General features: G+C 51.3%; 13 protein-coding genes. 1 reads left to right on the top strand and 12 read right to left on the bottom strand.

Annotation, left to right across the window (positions count from 1 at the left end; genetic code table 11):
* Window positions 1-2: 2 nt before the first annotated feature.
* The 4 genes from METLU_RS24750 to METLU_RS0106905 all read right to left on the bottom strand — a co-directional run bounded on the left by METLU_RS24750 (window position 3) and on the right by METLU_RS0106905 (window position 4,059).
* Window positions 3-827 carry a Na(+)-translocating NADH-quinone reductase subunit C gene (locus tag METLU_RS24750; RefSeq protein ID WP_036242918.1) on the bottom strand — a complete coding sequence of 275 codons (825 nt, stop codon included), beginning with the start codon at window positions 825-827 and terminating at the stop codon, window positions 3-5.
* Window positions 814-2,019: an NADH:ubiquinone reductase (Na(+)-transporting) subunit B gene (locus METLU_RS0106920; protein ID WP_027157576.1), complete on the bottom strand. Its 1,206-nt coding sequence runs from the start codon at window positions 2,017-2,019 to the stop codon at window positions 814-816. Before METLU_RS0106920 ends, METLU_RS24750 begins: the two co-directional genes overlap by 14 nt.
* Window positions 2,016-3,380: a Na(+)-translocating NADH-quinone reductase subunit A gene (locus METLU_RS0106915; RefSeq protein WP_027157575.1), complete on the bottom strand. Its 1,365-nt coding sequence runs from the start codon at window positions 3,378-3,380 to the stop codon at window positions 2,016-2,018. The genes METLU_RS0106920 and METLU_RS0106915 overlap by 4 nt, the downstream gene beginning before the upstream one ends.
* 310 nt (window positions 3,381-3,690) lie before the next feature.
* On the bottom strand, window positions 3,691-4,059 hold the full coding sequence (locus METLU_RS0106905) for a Rieske (2Fe-2S) protein (RefSeq protein WP_027157574.1): 369 nt from the start codon (window positions 4,057-4,059) through the stop codon (window positions 3,691-3,693).
* Window positions 4,060-4,086: 27 nt separating this feature from the next.
* Here METLU_RS0106905 and METLU_RS0106900 point away from each other — a divergent pair, with 27 nt between their 5' ends.
* Window positions 4,087-4,713, top strand: coding sequence for a DsbA family protein (locus METLU_RS0106900; RefSeq protein WP_155920479.1), 627 nt, complete (start codon window positions 4,087-4,089; stop codon window positions 4,711-4,713).
* Here METLU_RS0106900 and METLU_RS24745 read toward each other — a convergent pair.
* From METLU_RS24745 to METLU_RS24735, 8 genes are all read right to left on the bottom strand, one after another.
* Window positions 4,699-6,978, bottom strand: a complete 2,280-nt coding sequence (locus tag METLU_RS24745) for a thioredoxin domain-containing protein (RefSeq protein ID WP_051299812.1) — start codon at window positions 6,976-6,978, stop codon at window positions 4,699-4,701. The genes METLU_RS0106900 and METLU_RS24745 overlap by 15 nt on opposite strands.
* A gap of 129 nt (window positions 6,979-7,107) precedes the next feature.
* Window positions 7,108-7,668: a Csu type fimbrial protein gene (locus METLU_RS0106890; RefSeq protein ID WP_051299811.1), complete on the bottom strand. Its 561-nt coding sequence runs from the start codon at window positions 7,666-7,668 to the stop codon at window positions 7,108-7,110.
* On the bottom strand, window positions 7,665-9,887 hold the full coding sequence (locus METLU_RS0106885) for a fimbria/pilus outer membrane usher protein (protein WP_196806514.1): 2,223 nt from the start codon (window positions 9,885-9,887) through the stop codon (window positions 7,665-7,667). The genes METLU_RS0106890 and METLU_RS0106885 overlap by 4 nt, the downstream gene beginning before the upstream one ends.
* Window positions 9,888-9,998: 111 nt before the next feature.
* Window positions 9,999-10,751 (bottom strand): fimbrial biogenesis chaperone, encoded by a 753-nt coding sequence (locus METLU_RS0106880; protein WP_051299809.1) that lies wholly within the window; start codon window positions 10,749-10,751, stop codon window positions 9,999-10,001.
* Window positions 10,752-10,756: 5 nt separating this feature from the next.
* Window positions 10,757-11,254 carry a Csu type fimbrial protein gene (locus METLU_RS0106875; protein WP_027157569.1) on the bottom strand — a complete coding sequence of 166 codons (498 nt, stop codon included), beginning with the start codon at window positions 11,252-11,254 and terminating at the stop codon, window positions 10,757-10,759.
* Between the two features lie 163 nt (window positions 11,255-11,417).
* Entirely contained in the window at window positions 11,418-12,548 is a 1,131-nt protein-coding gene (locus METLU_RS24740; RefSeq protein WP_231383564.1) for a glycoside hydrolase family 17 protein, read from the bottom strand.
* Window positions 12,549-13,165: 617 nt separating this feature from the next.
* Window positions 13,166-14,227: a L,D-transpeptidase family protein gene (locus tag METLU_RS0106865; RefSeq protein ID WP_027157568.1), complete on the bottom strand. Its 1,062-nt coding sequence runs from the start codon at window positions 14,225-14,227 to the stop codon at window positions 13,166-13,168.
* Window positions 14,228-14,533: 306 nt separating this feature from the next.
* Window positions 14,534-15,466: an alpha/beta hydrolase gene (locus METLU_RS24735; protein ID WP_051299808.1), complete on the bottom strand. Its 933-nt coding sequence runs from the start codon at window positions 15,464-15,466 to the stop codon at window positions 14,534-14,536.
* Between the last annotated feature and the right edge of the window lie 310 nt (window positions 15,467-15,776).

Genomic DNA, 15,776 nt, shown 5'->3' with positions numbered 1-15,776 from the left:
AGCTACTCCGGTCCGCGAATCAGGGCGAAATCTTCCGGTATCCGCCCTTGTTCCAGATTATTCAGAAACGGCCCATAACCGTGCTTGCCCAGCCAGTATCTGACCAGATTGCTGACACCGCGACTGGTGATCGTGGCGCCGGAAAGGCCCGAGATTTGATGGTCGGCATCGCTTGACTCCGGCTCGACTTCACCGCGCGTCACTTCGACAATCACCTGACCCCGATCGTCAAACGCCTGCTTGCCTTCCCAGCTACCTTTCCATTGCGGATTGTCGATTTCGCCTCCCAGCCCCGGCGTTTCCTTGTGCTCATAAAACGTGATACCGGTAATCGTACGCAAATCCTTATCCAACGCTATGAAACCGTACAGGGTAGACCACAGTCCCTTGCCGTAAATAGGCAGAACCAGTTTTTGCAGCTGCTGGCCGTTTTTGACCAGATAGACCACCATGTATTTAGGGCGCTGCTTTATCTTGGCCTGATCGTATTGCGGCGGAATGGATTCGCCATAATCTGGATCAAAAGCAAGCGCTTCAATATCAAAGGTCTCAATGTTAAGTGTTTCGTCGACTTTTGCCTGATCGACAACCTCTCCCGAGTGCAAATCTATCATCAACGGCTCGATTTTTTGTTCATAGATTGCATCAAGATCGGCGCCTTCCTCATACAGATCCGCAACGCTCAGAATATTTCTGATTCTGTCCTGGCGCTGGTTGTGTGTCTGCGTGGCATGCAGCAATATCGCGGCAGCGGATACAAATAAAGAACAGATCAGGCTTACGCCCAATACGACCTGGACAGCATGCTTGACGCTATCTTTCTGCATTGACGGATTGCCTCCGCTGTCGTCTTCGGATATGCCGGCTAACGAACAGCCTGTCTATAGTCGGCGCAAACACGTTGCCGAATAAGATAGCCAGCATGATGCCTTCCGGAAAGCCCGGATTGATGACTCTGACCAGTACCGTCAAGGCACCGATCAGCACGCCGTAAACGAACTGGCCGGGCAGGGAATGCGCAGCCGATACCGGATCAGTAGCCACGTAAACCGCGCCGAAGGCAAATCCGCCCAGCACCAGATGCCATTGCGGCGTGACCTGAAACATCGGATTCGATAGGCTGCCGGCATAGTTGAACAGCAGAGATAAACCAGCCATGCCCAGCACGACGCCGGCCATGATGCGCCACGAACCGACTCGGCTGATGATAAGGATGAGCGCACCGATCAGGCACGCCAATGTCGATGTTTCGCCCATGGAACCGGGTATGAAGCCATAAAAGGCATCCTGCCAGGAAACAGACAGATCCAGTTCAGGATCGGGCAGTTCCGCCAAAGGCGTGGCCCGGCTATAGCCGTCGACCGGCACCCAGACCTTATTGCCGGACATTTGCCTAGGATAGGAGAAGAACAAAAAACAGCGGCCGACCAGGGCCGGATTGAGTATGTTCATGCCGACACCGCCGAAGATTTCCTTGCCGATGACTACGCCGAACGATATGCCCATCATGACCTGCCACCACGGTATGGCTGGCGGCAGAATCAGTGCGAAAATAAGACTGGTGACCAGAAAGCCCTCGCTGATGGTTTGTTGCCTGACGCTGGCGAACAGCACTTCCCAGAAGCCGCCTGTTAGTACAGTGATGATATAGACCGGCAAGAAATACAGCGCACCCAGCAGCATGTTATCGAGCACGCTAGCCGGATCGCTACCGATGCCCATGAGGGTCAGCAAGGCACCGCGCCAGCCTGGGGCATATTCGGCGCTTTGCTGTTGCAGCGCCAGATTGATTTGCAAACCGGTATTGTAGAGAGCCATGATAACTGTCGGTATCAGTGCGACGACGACTGTAATCATCATGCGCTTCATGTCCATGGCATCACGCACATGCGGGGCGCCACGTGTAACGGTGCCTGGCGTATATAAAAAGGTATCTATCGCTTCATACAGCGGGCCTAATTTCTGCCATTTTCCGCCTTTGACGAAAAGTGCGGCGAATTTTCCAGGCTCTTCACTCATGCAATTCCGCTCCCTAAACTTTCTTCCTCGATCATGTCCAGGTTCCGGCGTAGCAGTGGCGCGAAATCCAGTTTAGACGGACATACAAAAGAACATAAAGCCAGATCTTCTTCGGCCAATTCCAGGCAGCCAAGGCTCTCCGCTTCTTCAATATCGGCGACAGCCAACGCGCGCAGTAAAAAAAGCGGCATCACATCGAGCGGCATGACGCGCTCATAATTACCGTTGGGAATAATGGCCCTAACGTCCCCGTGTGTCGAGGTCGTGAAATTGAAGGTCCTGCCGGGAATAAATTTGGATAGCACGACGTTTTTGATCGAATAAAGCATGAGGCCAGGATTCAACCAGCCTAAAAACTCGCGTTTCCGGTTTTCCGGCAACACCGAAATCTGCTGATGATAGCGACCCAGAAATGCCATGGCTCCCTCGGCCTTGTGGCCGGATAACACCGAGCCGGAAATGATGCGATTATCATCCCCAATCAATTCGCCTCGACAGTGATCATCGAGGCAGGCACCGATCCGGGTCCTGATCAGACATGGCTTATGGACGGACGGGCCAGCCATGGAAACGATGCGATCCACATATAACCGGCCGGTAGTAAACAGTCTGCCGACCGCGATCACATCCTGAAGGCCAATATGCCAGACCATCTTGCCAAGATGGACGGGATCAAGAAAATGGATATGCGTGCCGACATTGCCGGCCGGGTGCGGGCCTGAAAACTCGGCGACAACCAGATTCTCAATGTCCATCTCCGGCATTAAAGTTTTCGGGTATTTGCAGAGGAAGACCTTTCCCTCGGTTAATCGGGCCAGAATGCGCGTACCGTTGATGAAGTCCTGCTCATGACCAGCTAAAAGAGGCTCAATAGCCGGTGCCAGCGGATTGGTATCCATGGCAGTGATAAAGAGAGATTGAGGTATTGTTTCAGGATTTGCCGTTTTATTGAACGGCCGTGCGCGCAATGCCGTCCATAGTCCGGAATTCAGCAATTGATCAATGATCCGACCGCGGCTTAGTAAGCCAAGCTGATTCTCGGCATACGACTCGAAGCAGACTTCTTCCTCACTTTCCGTCAGCTCAATTATGACTGACAGCAAGACGCGTTTTTCGCCGCGGTTGATTGCCTTTATATAACCTGTCCCGGGTGAGGTATAACGTACCACCGGCATTCTTTTGTCGGTGAACAATAGCTGGCCTTTAATGACAGGGTCGAATTCCTTGACCGCCATCTGCGGTTTTAACCCGATGTAATCAAAGCCGAGCATCGCAATGGTTTTCGGAAAGGATTTGGTTTTAATAATCTGTTCGGGTCCGCCTTTGATAGGCAGGTCCAGGCCTTTTTTGATTTTAATCATTGCCTCACGACCGCTGAATGAACATAAAGATTACTCTAGTATTATTTCCTGCTGTAAGAGCGCGATAAATCAGTATGATTACCTAGTACTACAGTTGTAATTTGAAGGATATTCATTCCGTCCGCGCAGTCCAATGCCTGTGGTTTCTATGCATTGAAGAGGAATGAACGAGCGAACCATCGCCGCGCAGGTGCCGTTGGCCTGGCTCACCGGCGATGCTGTATACGGCGACCCCCGTGGCCCGTTCTTGCCACTACCGGCGGCGTAGGCGGCAAGATAATCTACAACTGTAGTGTTAAGAAATCCGCTGTTAAACTATCGGCAATTGACGCGCCTGTGGCGGTAAATAAACAGCCCCGTCCAAAACCTGCACAGGAATCGGTTTTAATTTCTGTCTGACGCATGGCCCGAAAACACACAAGCCGTCATCGAGTCTAAACAAGGCGCCATGAACGGCGCAGATGATATGAGTCTGCTCGGGACTCAGAAACTCATCCGGCTTCCAGTTCATCTCCACTTCCCAATGGGGACAGGCATTTTGATAGGCTTTGACCGTACCGGCCGTTTTTACCAGCATCGCCTCAACCAGGGCTCCCGACGCATCGGTATAATTAAATTGCCGGCACTGACTGGCTTCAAGATCGGCAATGTTACAGATTTTGTTTAAATCGGCCGGCATGTTTCTTAACTGTCATGGATAATGGAAATGAACGCAATTTTATACTATATACACGATCCGCTGTGCAGCTGGTGTTACGCTTTCAGGACCAGTCTTGCAGAACTGAAGCAGGCATTGCCGCCGGAAATTCATTTTAAGAGATTGCTGGGCGGGCTGGCCCCTGACACCACAGAGCCCATGCCCCCTGCCCTGCAACAAAGCATTCAACAGGCGTGGCATCGCATCGAGCAAACGATTCCGGGCGTCAAATTCAATTTTGCATTCTGGAGCGACAACACGCCCATCCGTTCGACCTATCCGGCTTGCCGGTCATTATTGGCGGCTAGAAAGCAGAGCGCTGAACTTGAAGACAAACTTTTGAGCTGCATTCAGGAGGCTTATTATCAACGCGCCCGAAACCCGGCGCTTGATGCCACACTGTTCGAATGCGCCATTCAGTCGGGCTTAGACAAAGAGCAATTCGAACTTGACTATCGCAGTCATGAAATTGACAGGCAATTGCAACAGGAGATCAAAACGGCAAGGAGCCTTGGCGTCTGTTCCTATCCGTCACTGGTACTGGGACAGAACAGTAGAATTTCGTCCATAACCGTCAATTATCTCGACTACAGAACCATGCTTGATGATATTGAAGCGCTGTTAATATACCGTTAAGATCACAGTTTCGGGAGCTTGGCATGCTTCCTGATCGCAAGCCTGAAATTGCAGGTTCAGCTTAACGGGCTCGTGGATTTCTTCGTCATGACGGGACAACTCGGCTCGCATGTGCACCCGCCCTTCATAAAGCGCCAATGGATTTTTGTCGAATGGCAGTGTCCTTAAAACTGGCTCGGGGTAAGTCACCGCATCGACAGTCCATGCTGAACCGTCCGCCAAGCCCAGTTCCGTGGCTACCAGCGTTTGCTGTAACGGCTCATGGGCATTGATATGCCAACCTTCCTTGATCTCCAGATCGACTGTCACAAGATTTTTGTGCAGTTGCTTTATGCGTTTTGCTTCGATTTTAACTGCGCCGCGCGCGGCATATTGACGAGGTCCGGTCTCGCCATTTTGCATTTCATCGAATTGCGCCAACAGATAAGCATAAGCCGAAGGCTGCCGGTTGATACCATCGGCAAAAGCCTGAACAATCCTTGCCGCATGGTCAGCATAGGCCGTCTCTCCAGTACGCCTGGCCAGCCTTGAAAGCACTCGCACGGCAACGGCATTGCCGGAAGGCAATGCACCGTCATAGCTGTCTTTGGGATGATGGAATAATAACCGTTCCCGCCCCATGACCAGTGCGCCGGAAACGCTGTCCAGGAACTTCTCCAGCATTTCATCGACAAGCGCCTGGGCTTGTTGCAGATACAACGGATCGCCGCTGATGTCATAGAGCGCCAGCAACGCTTCGCTGAGATGCGCATAGTCATCCTGGCGGGCGGAAATCGATGACTTGTTATCGAGACTGACGCGCCACAACACGCCGTCCTTGGGGCGTTGCTTTTTCCAGAGCGTGCCGGCAGCGCGCTTGGCGGCATCGATATAGCGCGGTTCAGCCAACCTGTCGCCAGCCTCGGCCAGCGCTGTAATCAGCATGGCATTCCAGGCGACAATGATTTTATTGTCGGTCAGCGGCGGGATGCGCTGCACGCGGTAGCGTCTGAGTGTTTCCAGCATCGGATCGAGCCTGTTAAACAATTGTTCAAGGCTGATGCCTTCTTCCTTGGCGACTTCATCCAACGGGCGCGGCAGATGAAAAATATTCTTGCCCTCAAAATTGCCCTTCGGCGTCAGGCCGAAGGTTTTTATAATAAACGCGGCATCATCAGGCGACAGCACGGTTTTAACTTCATCTATCGTCCAGATAAAAAACGTACCCTCATGACCTTCACTATCGGCATCGGTCGCGGAATAAAAGACGCCTTCCGGAGTCGTTATCTCACGCAGCACATAGTCGAGCGTCTGTTTGACGATCCGCGCATAAATCGGATTGCCGGTTAGATTATAAGCATGCGCATAGACTCGGGCCAGATAGGCCTGATTGTAGAGCATCTTTTCAAAATGCGGCACCAGCCAGTGTTTATCGGTGGCGTAACGGTGAAAGCCGCCGCCAATCTGATCATAGATACCGCCTTGCGCCATTGCCGACAGCGTGTGATTCAAAGCGGAAAACAGCGCCGGTTCAGGATTGCGCTCATAGGCCTGAAGCAGCATCAACAAAGCCGGTTCGCTGGGAAATTTCGGCGCCGGACTGAAGCCGCCGTCCTTGGCATCGTAGTGTTCCAGCAATTGATCGACCGCCGCCCGCATGGACGAAACGTCCAGTTTGCTGAGCTGGCGCTGGGTGGCCGTAACACGATTCACGGCATCGGCCAGTTGCTCGGCCTGATCGATCAGCGTCCGCTGCTGACTGATCCAGACTTTTATGATCTGCAACAGTAAATCGGCAAATGTTTCCGCCGGATAATAAGTGCCGCCGAAAAAGGGTTTGCCCTGGTGCGTTAAAAATGACGACATCGGCCAGCCGCCATGACCTGTCATCATCGTGACTGCCGTCATATAAATCTGATCTATGTCGGGATACTGCTCCCTGTCTACCTTGATGGAGATGAAGTTGTCATTGAGGATTTTGGCGATATACAGGCTTTCAAAACTTTCCTCCTCCATGACATGACACCAATGGCAGGTAGCATAACCTATTGAAAGAAAAACCGGTTTGTTTTCCAGACGAGCTATTGCAAACGCCTCATCGCCCCATGGAAACCAATCCACCGGGTTGTGGGCATGCTGCAGCAGGTAAGGGGAATCTTCAAAAATCAGCCGGTTCGTATAAATTGGCTTGCCGTTTTCCAGATGATGCGTGCGGGGTTGGTAATTCGGGCCCTTGGCTTCCAGAGCGGCGGCCAGTTTGGCTTTCAATTCGGCTGTAGATGGCATGATAAGGCCCCATTAATTGCGCAATATGAAATAATCAACAATGTCAAAAAATTGGACCTTATTTTATTAAGATTGCTCCGATTCAGAGTTAAAATGAAATAATCTTCTCTGAATTTAGCAAAGACCCTGTCACAACCCTTCATGAAACTCCACCGTTACCGTAATGGTATCGGCATAACTGCCCGCCGCCACATACTGGCCCGCCGGGATGCGGCCATAAATGGTATGGTCAATGGAAGTGCCAAGCACCGCAATCGTTGTGTTATCCGTAAAGATACCCGTACCGCCGGTTCCGTCCCCCCAGACCGTGATGTGGCTGGCCTCCTTGTATAGATTGTAATTTAGCTGATTGGCTCCGCTGGACATTTTTCGGGGAACGAACGAACCGCTCCCTCCTTTGTTGAGACTGATGTTAGTTTGTGCCCCCACGCTGACTAGAAGCACGGTACAGAAAACATGCACATTTCCGGTCGCATCGGTCGGCGCGCCATTGGTAGGATTATAATTGCCGAAGGCAACCCCTGTCGCGGAAACATTGCAACTAAGTCCGAGCGCCGCCGCCGGCGTTGACGTCAATGACAAGACAATGCCCAGCAGGGCGGCTGTCAAGCCGAAGAACAAATCGGTTGATCCAGTTCGCGGATTGTCTTGACGGTGCTTTTTAAGCGAATAATTGCGATATTTCTTCATGGCGAGACTCCATGACAGGTAAAAGTGCCCAGATCGGGCAGCGGTTCTTCGGTTTCGGGAAAAGAGACTTCGAGCTGGCAGCTTTGATCATGCCAGAGTACGCGCAAATGATTGTCCGATGCAAGTCCGGTGATATAGACATTGCCTTTCAGGGCCACCGGAAACTCCTCAGGCTGACCGATGATCTGCACGATGGCGCCGGCCGGCAGCGGCTGGCCGTTGTCCAGGACAATGGTCATCGTGGCGCCCCGCGACCGCCGGATCGGAAAATTCAGCAGAAAGCCGCTTCGGAAATAAGGCTGGGCATTGATCGTCAAGGTATCGATCTGGGCATCCAAAGGCAGATCCGCCTGTTCGATCCGGATATGGTTTTCCTGATAGGGCCGGAGCATGGGCACCAGCGCGTTACCCGACGCATTGGTCGTCGCCACGAGCTGATTCTCCGCGTAAACGCGCACATTGGCATAGTCCGGTATGTGTACGACAGCGAAACTGCTGTTTATGCGCCGGGAAAGAAAGGCGTCTCCGCCCATGATCGCCAAGCCGCCGCTGGCGCTCCCGCGAAAATTGTTTCGCCCCTGAAACCGGTAGGCATCCAGATTATAAGTTCCGATATCGTTTTGCAGGGCAATGCCGGCTTCGATACGCTCCGACCCGTCATATCCCGCCAGTACCCGGTAGCCCATCCCACTGCCCGGCGGTAAATTTTGCTGTACCTGCATGAACGTGGTAGCGGAATCATTTTGCAGCCCCGCCGTGAGGCTGGCACTGGTTCGCTCTCCGAGCGTATGATTAAGCACCAGCGCGACGCCTTTGTCAGCATCATCGCTCAGACTGGTGAATGCGGAAAGGTTTAAAAACCATCCCTCGCCGACTGTAAAATTATAGTTTGCGTTGATCAGGTTGATGTTACCCTGATCACGGTATTGCTGATAGATATGATTGACGCTAAAGCTCCCGTACCCGCCAGTCGAAATACCCAGGTGCAATGAACTTAAAAGTTTGGGCGCCGGGCGATCTTGGGCCAGACCAAGCTGGGTAAATCGGCTGCTGGCGACCTGCGCCTGCCCGCCGAAGCTTAATCTTGAAGTCTGCCGCTGAAAACCCACAGCCAGCAAGGCGCCTGATCCCTTCTGACTATGACTGCCCGCTATAGAAGCGTCGAAAACGCCTATGGACGGCGACAAGTAAATACCGCCGAGTCCCATATTTTGCTGACCCTGTAGAATTTCGGCATGCCACTCGCCGGTAAAGTAATCGCTGAAACCCAGGCGATGGGTGCCCACGGCGAACCAGCGCCCGTAATCGTTACTTTTCAGCCCGTAGTTTTTGCGGATCGGGCCGATTTCGTAGGAAAATTCCTGTAAGTCCTTCTGTAACAAGCCGGGGCTGGCGTAATAAGGCTGGCTGATAATTTGTTCGCGACCCAGCATATCGCGAACCACCATGCGCATCTCGCGTAAACCGGTAATGGTGGGGATATTGTTGACGGTAAAAGGCCCCGGCTGCACCTCGCGATTCAGTAACAGGTTATTATCGACGTAGACGTCAACAACGGAAGGCAGCACCGCTTCCCCTGCCATGCTGGGCATCGGGAAAGTGATAAACCTGGGCTGAGTCTGAAAATTTGTCGCCCACTGCAGGCCTGCGAACCGCACCGGACGCCCCCAGGCACCTGCACTACTGATTGAATCACCGATCCTGAAACTCGCGAGTTGGTCGGGCTTATCGATCGTCCAGGTGGAATCCAGACGTATCAGCCGGGCTTCATCGCTAATATCCCGGGCTAAAAAATTACTGACTCCCACGCCCCAGCCGTTAAATAATCCCAACTCCATCAGGCTGTCCAACCGAAAGGATTGCTGCTCGAAGGATTGCGCAAAAATGTCGTAATTGAAAAAACCGCCGAGAGAAGACGGATCGGGCATGGAAAGTTCCAAAGCGGCGCCGTTGACCTGGGTGGCCGAAAAAGCATCGGGTTCAGCTTCAATCAATAAGGCTTGCCTGGCCTCGTCTATCCGGTAGGAAATGCCGGTAAATGTCCGCAAGTCATAATATTCTTGCCCCTGATAGGATAGTGTTGATTTCGGCGGCAGTCGCAAGCGCCAATGCTGTATGTCTTCGCCGCTCGCCAGCAGGGCATCCTCCATTTTAAGCAGCAGCGCGGTTTCGTTCAGATTCTCTTGATTGATGTAGACCGCCAGCAGCAACTCCTGCATAGCTGGATACCTGGCAGGAGCCGGCTCATCGCTTGTCGGAACTGCTTCGGCAATAGCCGATTGTATTAAAAGCAGCAGGCAAAAAAAAAAATTCATCCGCTCTAGACAGAGCTAGGGTTTATCAACAACTATATCCGCCTGAACCGCGCCGCTGTCCGTATTGGCCAAAACGCGCAGTGATTCTCCGGAATTGGGCATCACATCGGTGGTAAGTAACCAATAGCGCGTTTCGCCAGGAAGCAGATAAGCAAAAAGCTGCTGAGACAGAAAGGGCTCATCGCTGCCTGCCCGATAGATTTTATAAGCGGAAAGGTGATCATGTCCGTTGCCGGTATTCGTTACCCCGATTTTGAGCGAGTGCTCGGCAGTTCGCACGGCCTGCCAGCGCAGAATCGGCTTGGCGGGGCGGGCAGGCGCGACAAATATTGGCACACTGATGCGTAACGCCACTTGCAAATCAACACCGCCGGGTTTCGCGGGAGGCGGCACCTCCTGGAGAAACATCCGGTAGGCAAGTTCGCGTTCCGCGTCGGGCGCCCGGCGCAATCCGACCCGGATAATTTGCGATGCCCCGGCCGGCAGGGTGAAGACAGGCGGGGTCGCCAGCAATTCCCGCGTCGGCGTGTAAACATCCTGGCCATCCGCTTGCGACCATGCGGCTAGTTCCACTTGCAAGACCGCGGCTTGCGCGCCGTCGTTGCGCACCGTCATGACCTGCGTGGAATTTTGCGCGGAAAAGGTCAGCTTGACCGGATTAATGCCATAAGAGCCGGCCTGGGCCATTGAACAGACCAGTGAGCACAGCACCGCCAGAATCAGGCGCGCGCATGCCTTTGCCGGCAAGCCGGCATCCCTGCTGCGCATCGCTATCAGTAAGTAACGGTGACGGTGATCGTATCGCTATAGCTTCCCGCCGTCACATACTGACCGGTGGGGATTCTACCGTAGACGGTATGATTTTCAGCGGCGCCGGTAGCGCTTCCCACGGCAACTGTGTCCGTACCGACCGTATTGCCCCAGTTAACCGTGCGATTGGTATCGCTGAAAAGGCTGTAATTGAGCAGATCGGTTGAGACTGTATCGATCATTTGCCGTGTTGTCACGGTAGCCCCCGAGGCCGTTCCCTCATTCAATCCTATGTCATAGTCAGTAGACTTGGTGCAGGTAACCGTGATCGTGCTGGTGTCTTCATCGTCCGCCGCCGAAGGGTCATAGACGCCAAAGGCCAGGTCCGTCGCGGAAACAGTACAGGCATCATTTACCGTCGCGGTGACTTGAAAGGTAGTGGTGTCCGTTGCGGCTTGGACAGCTTGTCCATCCAACAGCAACAAGCCGATAGCAACAATCTTCACTTTATGGAAACGCATGGGATGCTCCTCTATTATTAATTTTATTAAGATATTATTACCAAGCCATTTCTTGCTATTCAGCCGAGATTGTTTGCCGTTTTTCAGAAAAACAGCCCCCCCCCCGATCATCAGCTGCCATGGCTTAAAACGGCTGAGCCCCCAAGCTCAGCCGTTTACTCGGTTATTTACTGTTTAATCCCCTGGCGCAAGTATACGGCGGTTTTCCTTCGCAAAGTCCCCAGTAACTGCCGAAGCTGCCCTCATTGCTGGGTTTCCAGTTTTCCGAAAAGGCCTCGAACACGACGCCGGACCAGTTCTTTTGGGCCAATTTTTTAAACGTCTGGTTGACGACTTTCATTTGATTTTTCCGGCCGGCTACGCCGCAATGCTGTTTGGTATGAACGTTGTATTCCGTGCCGCCCGCCGGTCCATTAGGCCAGCCGAATTCGGTCAGAATCACGTCTTTCTTGGGATAGGTTTTCCGCAGGTCCTTGAGCCGCGCAATATGAAAGTCCGCCGCTTTTTTGGCGGGTACGCAGGGGAAAATTTTTGAATGTTTATTTTCCCACCAAGGAAAAATATTGGTCCCTATCCAGTCCACGCTTTTGCCGAAACTGGATTGCTTGCAAGGCCATGAGCGGTTGCACCATTCCCACCAGGTATCTATCGTTGTGATGGGCTGAGTCACGCCCGCTTTACGCAGACTGTCAATACAACGCGTGATCTCGCCATCGAAGGCATTGCCGTGCCGTGTCCTGACTTCGGAGCCGCAGCTCAGCTTTAAGATCGTTTGCGGGAAAGCCCGTGCGACTTCTATACCGCTGTTAATCGATTGCGTATTGACAGCTACGTCATCATCCAGCCAGATAATGGCGATTACTTTGAGATTACGGGCTTCGGCTGCCGCAAAGACATATTCCAGCCCGTTCATGACGCCGTAGGTCATGATGCAACGAAAGCGTGTTTCCTTGACCAGTTTGTCGAGCAGTTCATTGATCAGCTCCCTGGATGGATGGGCGCCGTGATCGGGATTAAGATCACCGACATAAGGGCTGAAAGCAGCACACTGCATTCTTTCGTTGGATGGGGGAACAGGCGTATTCTCCTTATGCTGAAGCTCGGCTATCGGCTTTTCTGCTGTTGCCGGCTTATCGGCTGCCGCCGGCTGATCTGGACTTGTAGCAACCGGCTTATCGGTAGTTGCCGGCTTGTCAGTAGATACCGGCTTTTCTGTAGCGGCCGGCTTGTCGGCAGCTATTGGCTTGTCTGCAACTGCCGGTTTTTCTGTAGCTGTCGACTGATCTGCAGCCATTGTCTGACCACTCATTAACAACACGGAAAACCAAACCCAAAACAGCAATTGCTTCATGAAATCCTCATAAGAATAAATAATTTAATAAACAAGCTTACGCTCACTTCCCGCTAGAGCGATATGATAGCGATTTCTTTATAAAAGTCGTGAACTTTATTTATCCTGATTTTCAGAATGAGCTGCAAATGCCCATCCTGGCTTTAGAAATAAAAAATTGCCTGAGACTTTACCAGATGACAGAGGTGAAATGGCGTTTTAAAAAACACTAAGTCAATCTATTGCAGATTATACAAAAAGTATCATTGCAATAAACATTGCCCTTAAAATCTGAATGGTCATTTTGGTTGTAATAATGTCGACACTCGTCATAAGAACAAGAAGTAGATGTATGGCTGTTTATTTTGTCAATACCACGCGTTTTAACCCTGAAGAATACTATTTACACGCAATGTCAGGTTGCTCGACTCTGCCGAACATAAGCTTATGTATTAAGCGGGAAAGAAATGAACATCAATATCGGACCAGGAATCGCATACGGCATTGAATGACAACTTTAGAAACAGGCTATTCGGTGCGTTACGCTGCCGCCCCGAATAGCCATGATTTGTAAATAATGGTTAGTATGCAGGCGGTTTTTGAGGGCCGCGGTAATATTTTGTCAAAGTCGGATTGTTGGCGGGCGTTTGAGCCGACTCTTGCTGCGCGGTTGTAACCTCTTCCCCGGGCAAAGGCGGCAATCTTTCGTAGATTGCTATCGGATCGCCGTCCAGTTTAGTGAGGGCTTCGTTCAACGTTTGCTGGTCAAACTCGGGTATTTCGCCATCATTGGCTTTCTGGATAAGACTCAGCGCTAGTTCAAAACGCTGATCCCGTGTCATTTCCTCGCCTTCTAAATCAGGGTGTGCCTCTATGTAGAGCTTATTATCCAGCCATCCCACCTTGATAGGCTGTTTGACGATATAAACGGGCGTTCCCACCGGCACCATACCGTATAGCTGCTCTATATCTTCAGGATACATACGCACGCAACCATGCGTGATCTGCATGCCTATGCCGAAGATTTTATCGATATCGGTGCCGTGTATGCGATATTCACCAGGCAGTGCCAGATACAGCGCATAGGCTCCCAAGGGGTTATGCGGGCCAGCCGGCACGGCTGCCGGCAGAGGATCGCCGTTGGCCGCATGTTCGCGCCTGATTGATTCAGGCGGATGCCAGACAGGGTCTTTAACTTTGCGAGCAACTTTCGTCTCACCCAGAGGCGTCTTCCAGTCCTGCCGGCCGACGCCATGCGCGAACGACATCACCTGCCGGGGCATACCGGACACCTCTGGCGGATAATAGTACATACGATACTCTGAGATATTCAGTGTAATGCCCTTGTGCGGCGAATCCGGCAGAACACGTCTGTTGGAGATGCGAATAATTTCATCCCTTTTCACATGCCAGCGATCAACGTCCGGATTCAGACGTACTATTTCCATTTGTCCCAAATTAAACCTTCTAGCCATATCCAGCAAGGTTTCCTCTTGCTCCGCCCGGGCTAAAGGCACACCGTCAGGGTATTCGGTGATGACAGTATCATTGGGATTTTCCGGCCAGTTGTAGGTCGTGGCATTGGCTTTGCCGCCGACGACTGATAATGCAATCGACAAGGCAAATAATATACGCAATTTCATTTTGATAATTTTCTCAAACGCAAAAACAAATATAACATCACTTTTTCAATTTCAGGCTTAACGCATGCTGAACGGCGAAAAAGAGTCTGATTGAAAAATCAGTGAAGAGGAAGAAAAATCCTGTCCCGATTAATAAATGCTTAAATTCTATCATGTCGGGAAGATTTAAGCATAGCTTGACTCAGAGTTCTTTAAAATACAGCTTGGCTGATAAATATGAGATCAGATAAAAAAACAATATCGATATCGGCTTAATATCGGCTGACTCCTATCAGGAATTATAGTTTGATTAGATTAACAAGAGATTTAATGCATTCTGGTTAATAACGCCTTACAGGATGTTTGCCACTGGGTGTAATAATCCAGAAATGCAATAATATCGGATAAAACCGGCTTGCTATCCTGTAGCGGCAATGCCAGCGCCGCCAACAGATCAATATGATCAAGATCATCATATAGCCGCGTTTCCACGCAACCTGCCGCATCCCTGACTTTGTGGCTCAGGCTTTTGATGTTGATTGGCTTTACTGTTTCATCATTGTTGCCGTACAGCAAAAGCAAGGGAGGCTCAGTACCTTGAACGAAGTTGACTGGCTGGGAGGCCGGATATTTCTCTTCGGGTCCAAAAATCTCTTTTTGATAGGCTTCTGTAAGGGGTAAAAAGTCGTAAGGGCCCGCCAGACCGATAAATCCTTTTATACCCTGATAGGTTTCAGGCCGCAAATAGTCCTCATTAAGCGTCAGCATGGCCGCCAGATGCGCGCCGGCCGAATGCCCCATCAGGAAAATATTTCCGGAATCCGCTCCGTATTCAGCGCCATGCGCCTTGACCCATTCGACAGACCGCCTGGCATCATTGATGATCTGATCGAATCTGACTTCCGGATAACGGCGGTAATCCGGTATGACGATCGCATAACCGTGTGATGTTAAAGCCTGGGCGACAAACAGATAATACTCCTTGTCTTTGGTCTCACATCCGCCCCAGCAACCGCCGTAAAAAAAGACAACCGTGGCATGCAAAGCCTGACCCTGGCCGGGCAGATAAATATCGAGACGGTTCAGCGAATGTTCGCCATAAGCAATATCTTCAATAGCAACAAAGTTATCGGTCCGGGCCAGTGAATTTACTGCAAACAAAGCAGACTCGGCACATGCCGTCAGCGCCAACAGATAAAACAGCCCTAAAACACGTTGTGCATTTTGCCGGATGCGTGTCTTTGTTTTCAGATGATTCATACAAATATCCGAATAACCCAGGATGGATAATCTCAAGCCCGCCAATGGCGCTCAATGATAGCGCCCGAACTGTTACTTCGATATCTCGCGCTACTGGTTTACAAAAGTTTTTCTATATTCGCCAGCATGACAAACAGAATATGCGATATACCAATATACAGTAAAAACAGAGGGTAATTCGGATCAATCGGCACCTCATTTATCTGCCTGTAAAATTTCAATGACCCGTGATTAAAATCAGGAAAAAACCGGTCAAAATGATCGCTTGAAATCTTTTATAAAAAACAGTAATGCATACGCCTATTTCAGA

This window comes from Methylobacter luteus IMV-B-3098 (genome assembly GCF_000427625.1).
GTDB classification, from domain to species: Bacteria; Pseudomonadota; Gammaproteobacteria; order Methylococcales; family Methylomonadaceae; genus Methylobacter; species Methylobacter luteus.
The sequence above is the reverse complement of the archived record's forward strand: the minus strand, read 5'-3'. Positions and strand labels throughout refer to the sequence as shown.

Excerpts from the sequence above, each read along its gene's own strand:
- METLU_RS0106920 (WP_027157576.1), bottom strand. The coding sequence starts at position 2,019 with ATGAGTGAAGAGCCTGGAAAATTCGCCGCACTTTTCGTCAAAGGCGGA.
- METLU_RS0106905 (WP_027157574.1), bottom strand. The coding sequence starts at position 4,059 with ATGCCGGCCGATTTAAACAAAATCTGTAACATTGCCGATCTTGAAGCC.
- METLU_RS0106915 (WP_027157575.1), bottom strand. The coding sequence starts at position 3,380 with ATGATTAAAATCAAAAAAGGCCTGGACCTGCCTATCAAAGGCGGACCC.
- METLU_RS0106900 (WP_155920479.1), top strand. The coding sequence starts at position 4,087 with ATGAACGCAATTTTATACTATATACACGATCCGCTGTGCAGCTGGTGT.
- METLU_RS24740 (WP_231383564.1), bottom strand. The coding sequence starts at position 12,548 with ATGGCTGCAGATCAGTCGACAGCTACAGAAAAACCGGCAGTTGCAGAC.
- METLU_RS24750 (WP_036242918.1), bottom strand. The coding sequence starts at position 827 with ATGCAGAAAGATAGCGTCAAGCATGCTGTCCAGGTCGTATTGGGCGTA.
- METLU_RS24735 (WP_051299808.1), bottom strand. The coding sequence starts at position 15,466 with ATGAATCATCTGAAAACAAAGACACGCATCCGGCAAAATGCACAACGT.
- METLU_RS0106875 (WP_027157569.1), bottom strand. The coding sequence starts at position 11,254 with ATGCGTTTCCATAAAGTGAAGATTGTTGCTATCGGCTTGTTGCTGTTG.
- METLU_RS0106890 (WP_051299811.1), bottom strand. The coding sequence starts at position 7,668 with ATGAAGAAATATCGCAATTATTCGCTTAAAAAGCACCGTCAAGACAAT.
- METLU_RS0106880 (WP_051299809.1), bottom strand. The coding sequence starts at position 10,751 with ATGCGCAGCAGGGATGCCGGCTTGCCGGCAAAGGCATGCGCGCGCCTG.
- METLU_RS0106865 (WP_027157568.1), bottom strand. The coding sequence starts at position 14,227 with ATGAAATTGCGTATATTATTTGCCTTGTCGATTGCATTATCAGTCGTC.
- METLU_RS24745 (WP_051299812.1), bottom strand. The coding sequence starts at position 6,978 with ATGCCATCTACAGCCGAATTGAAAGCCAAACTGGCCGCCGCTCTGGAA.
- METLU_RS0106885 (WP_196806514.1), bottom strand. The coding sequence starts at position 9,887 with ATGCAGGAGTTGCTGCTGGCGGTCTACATCAATCAAGAGAATCTGAAC.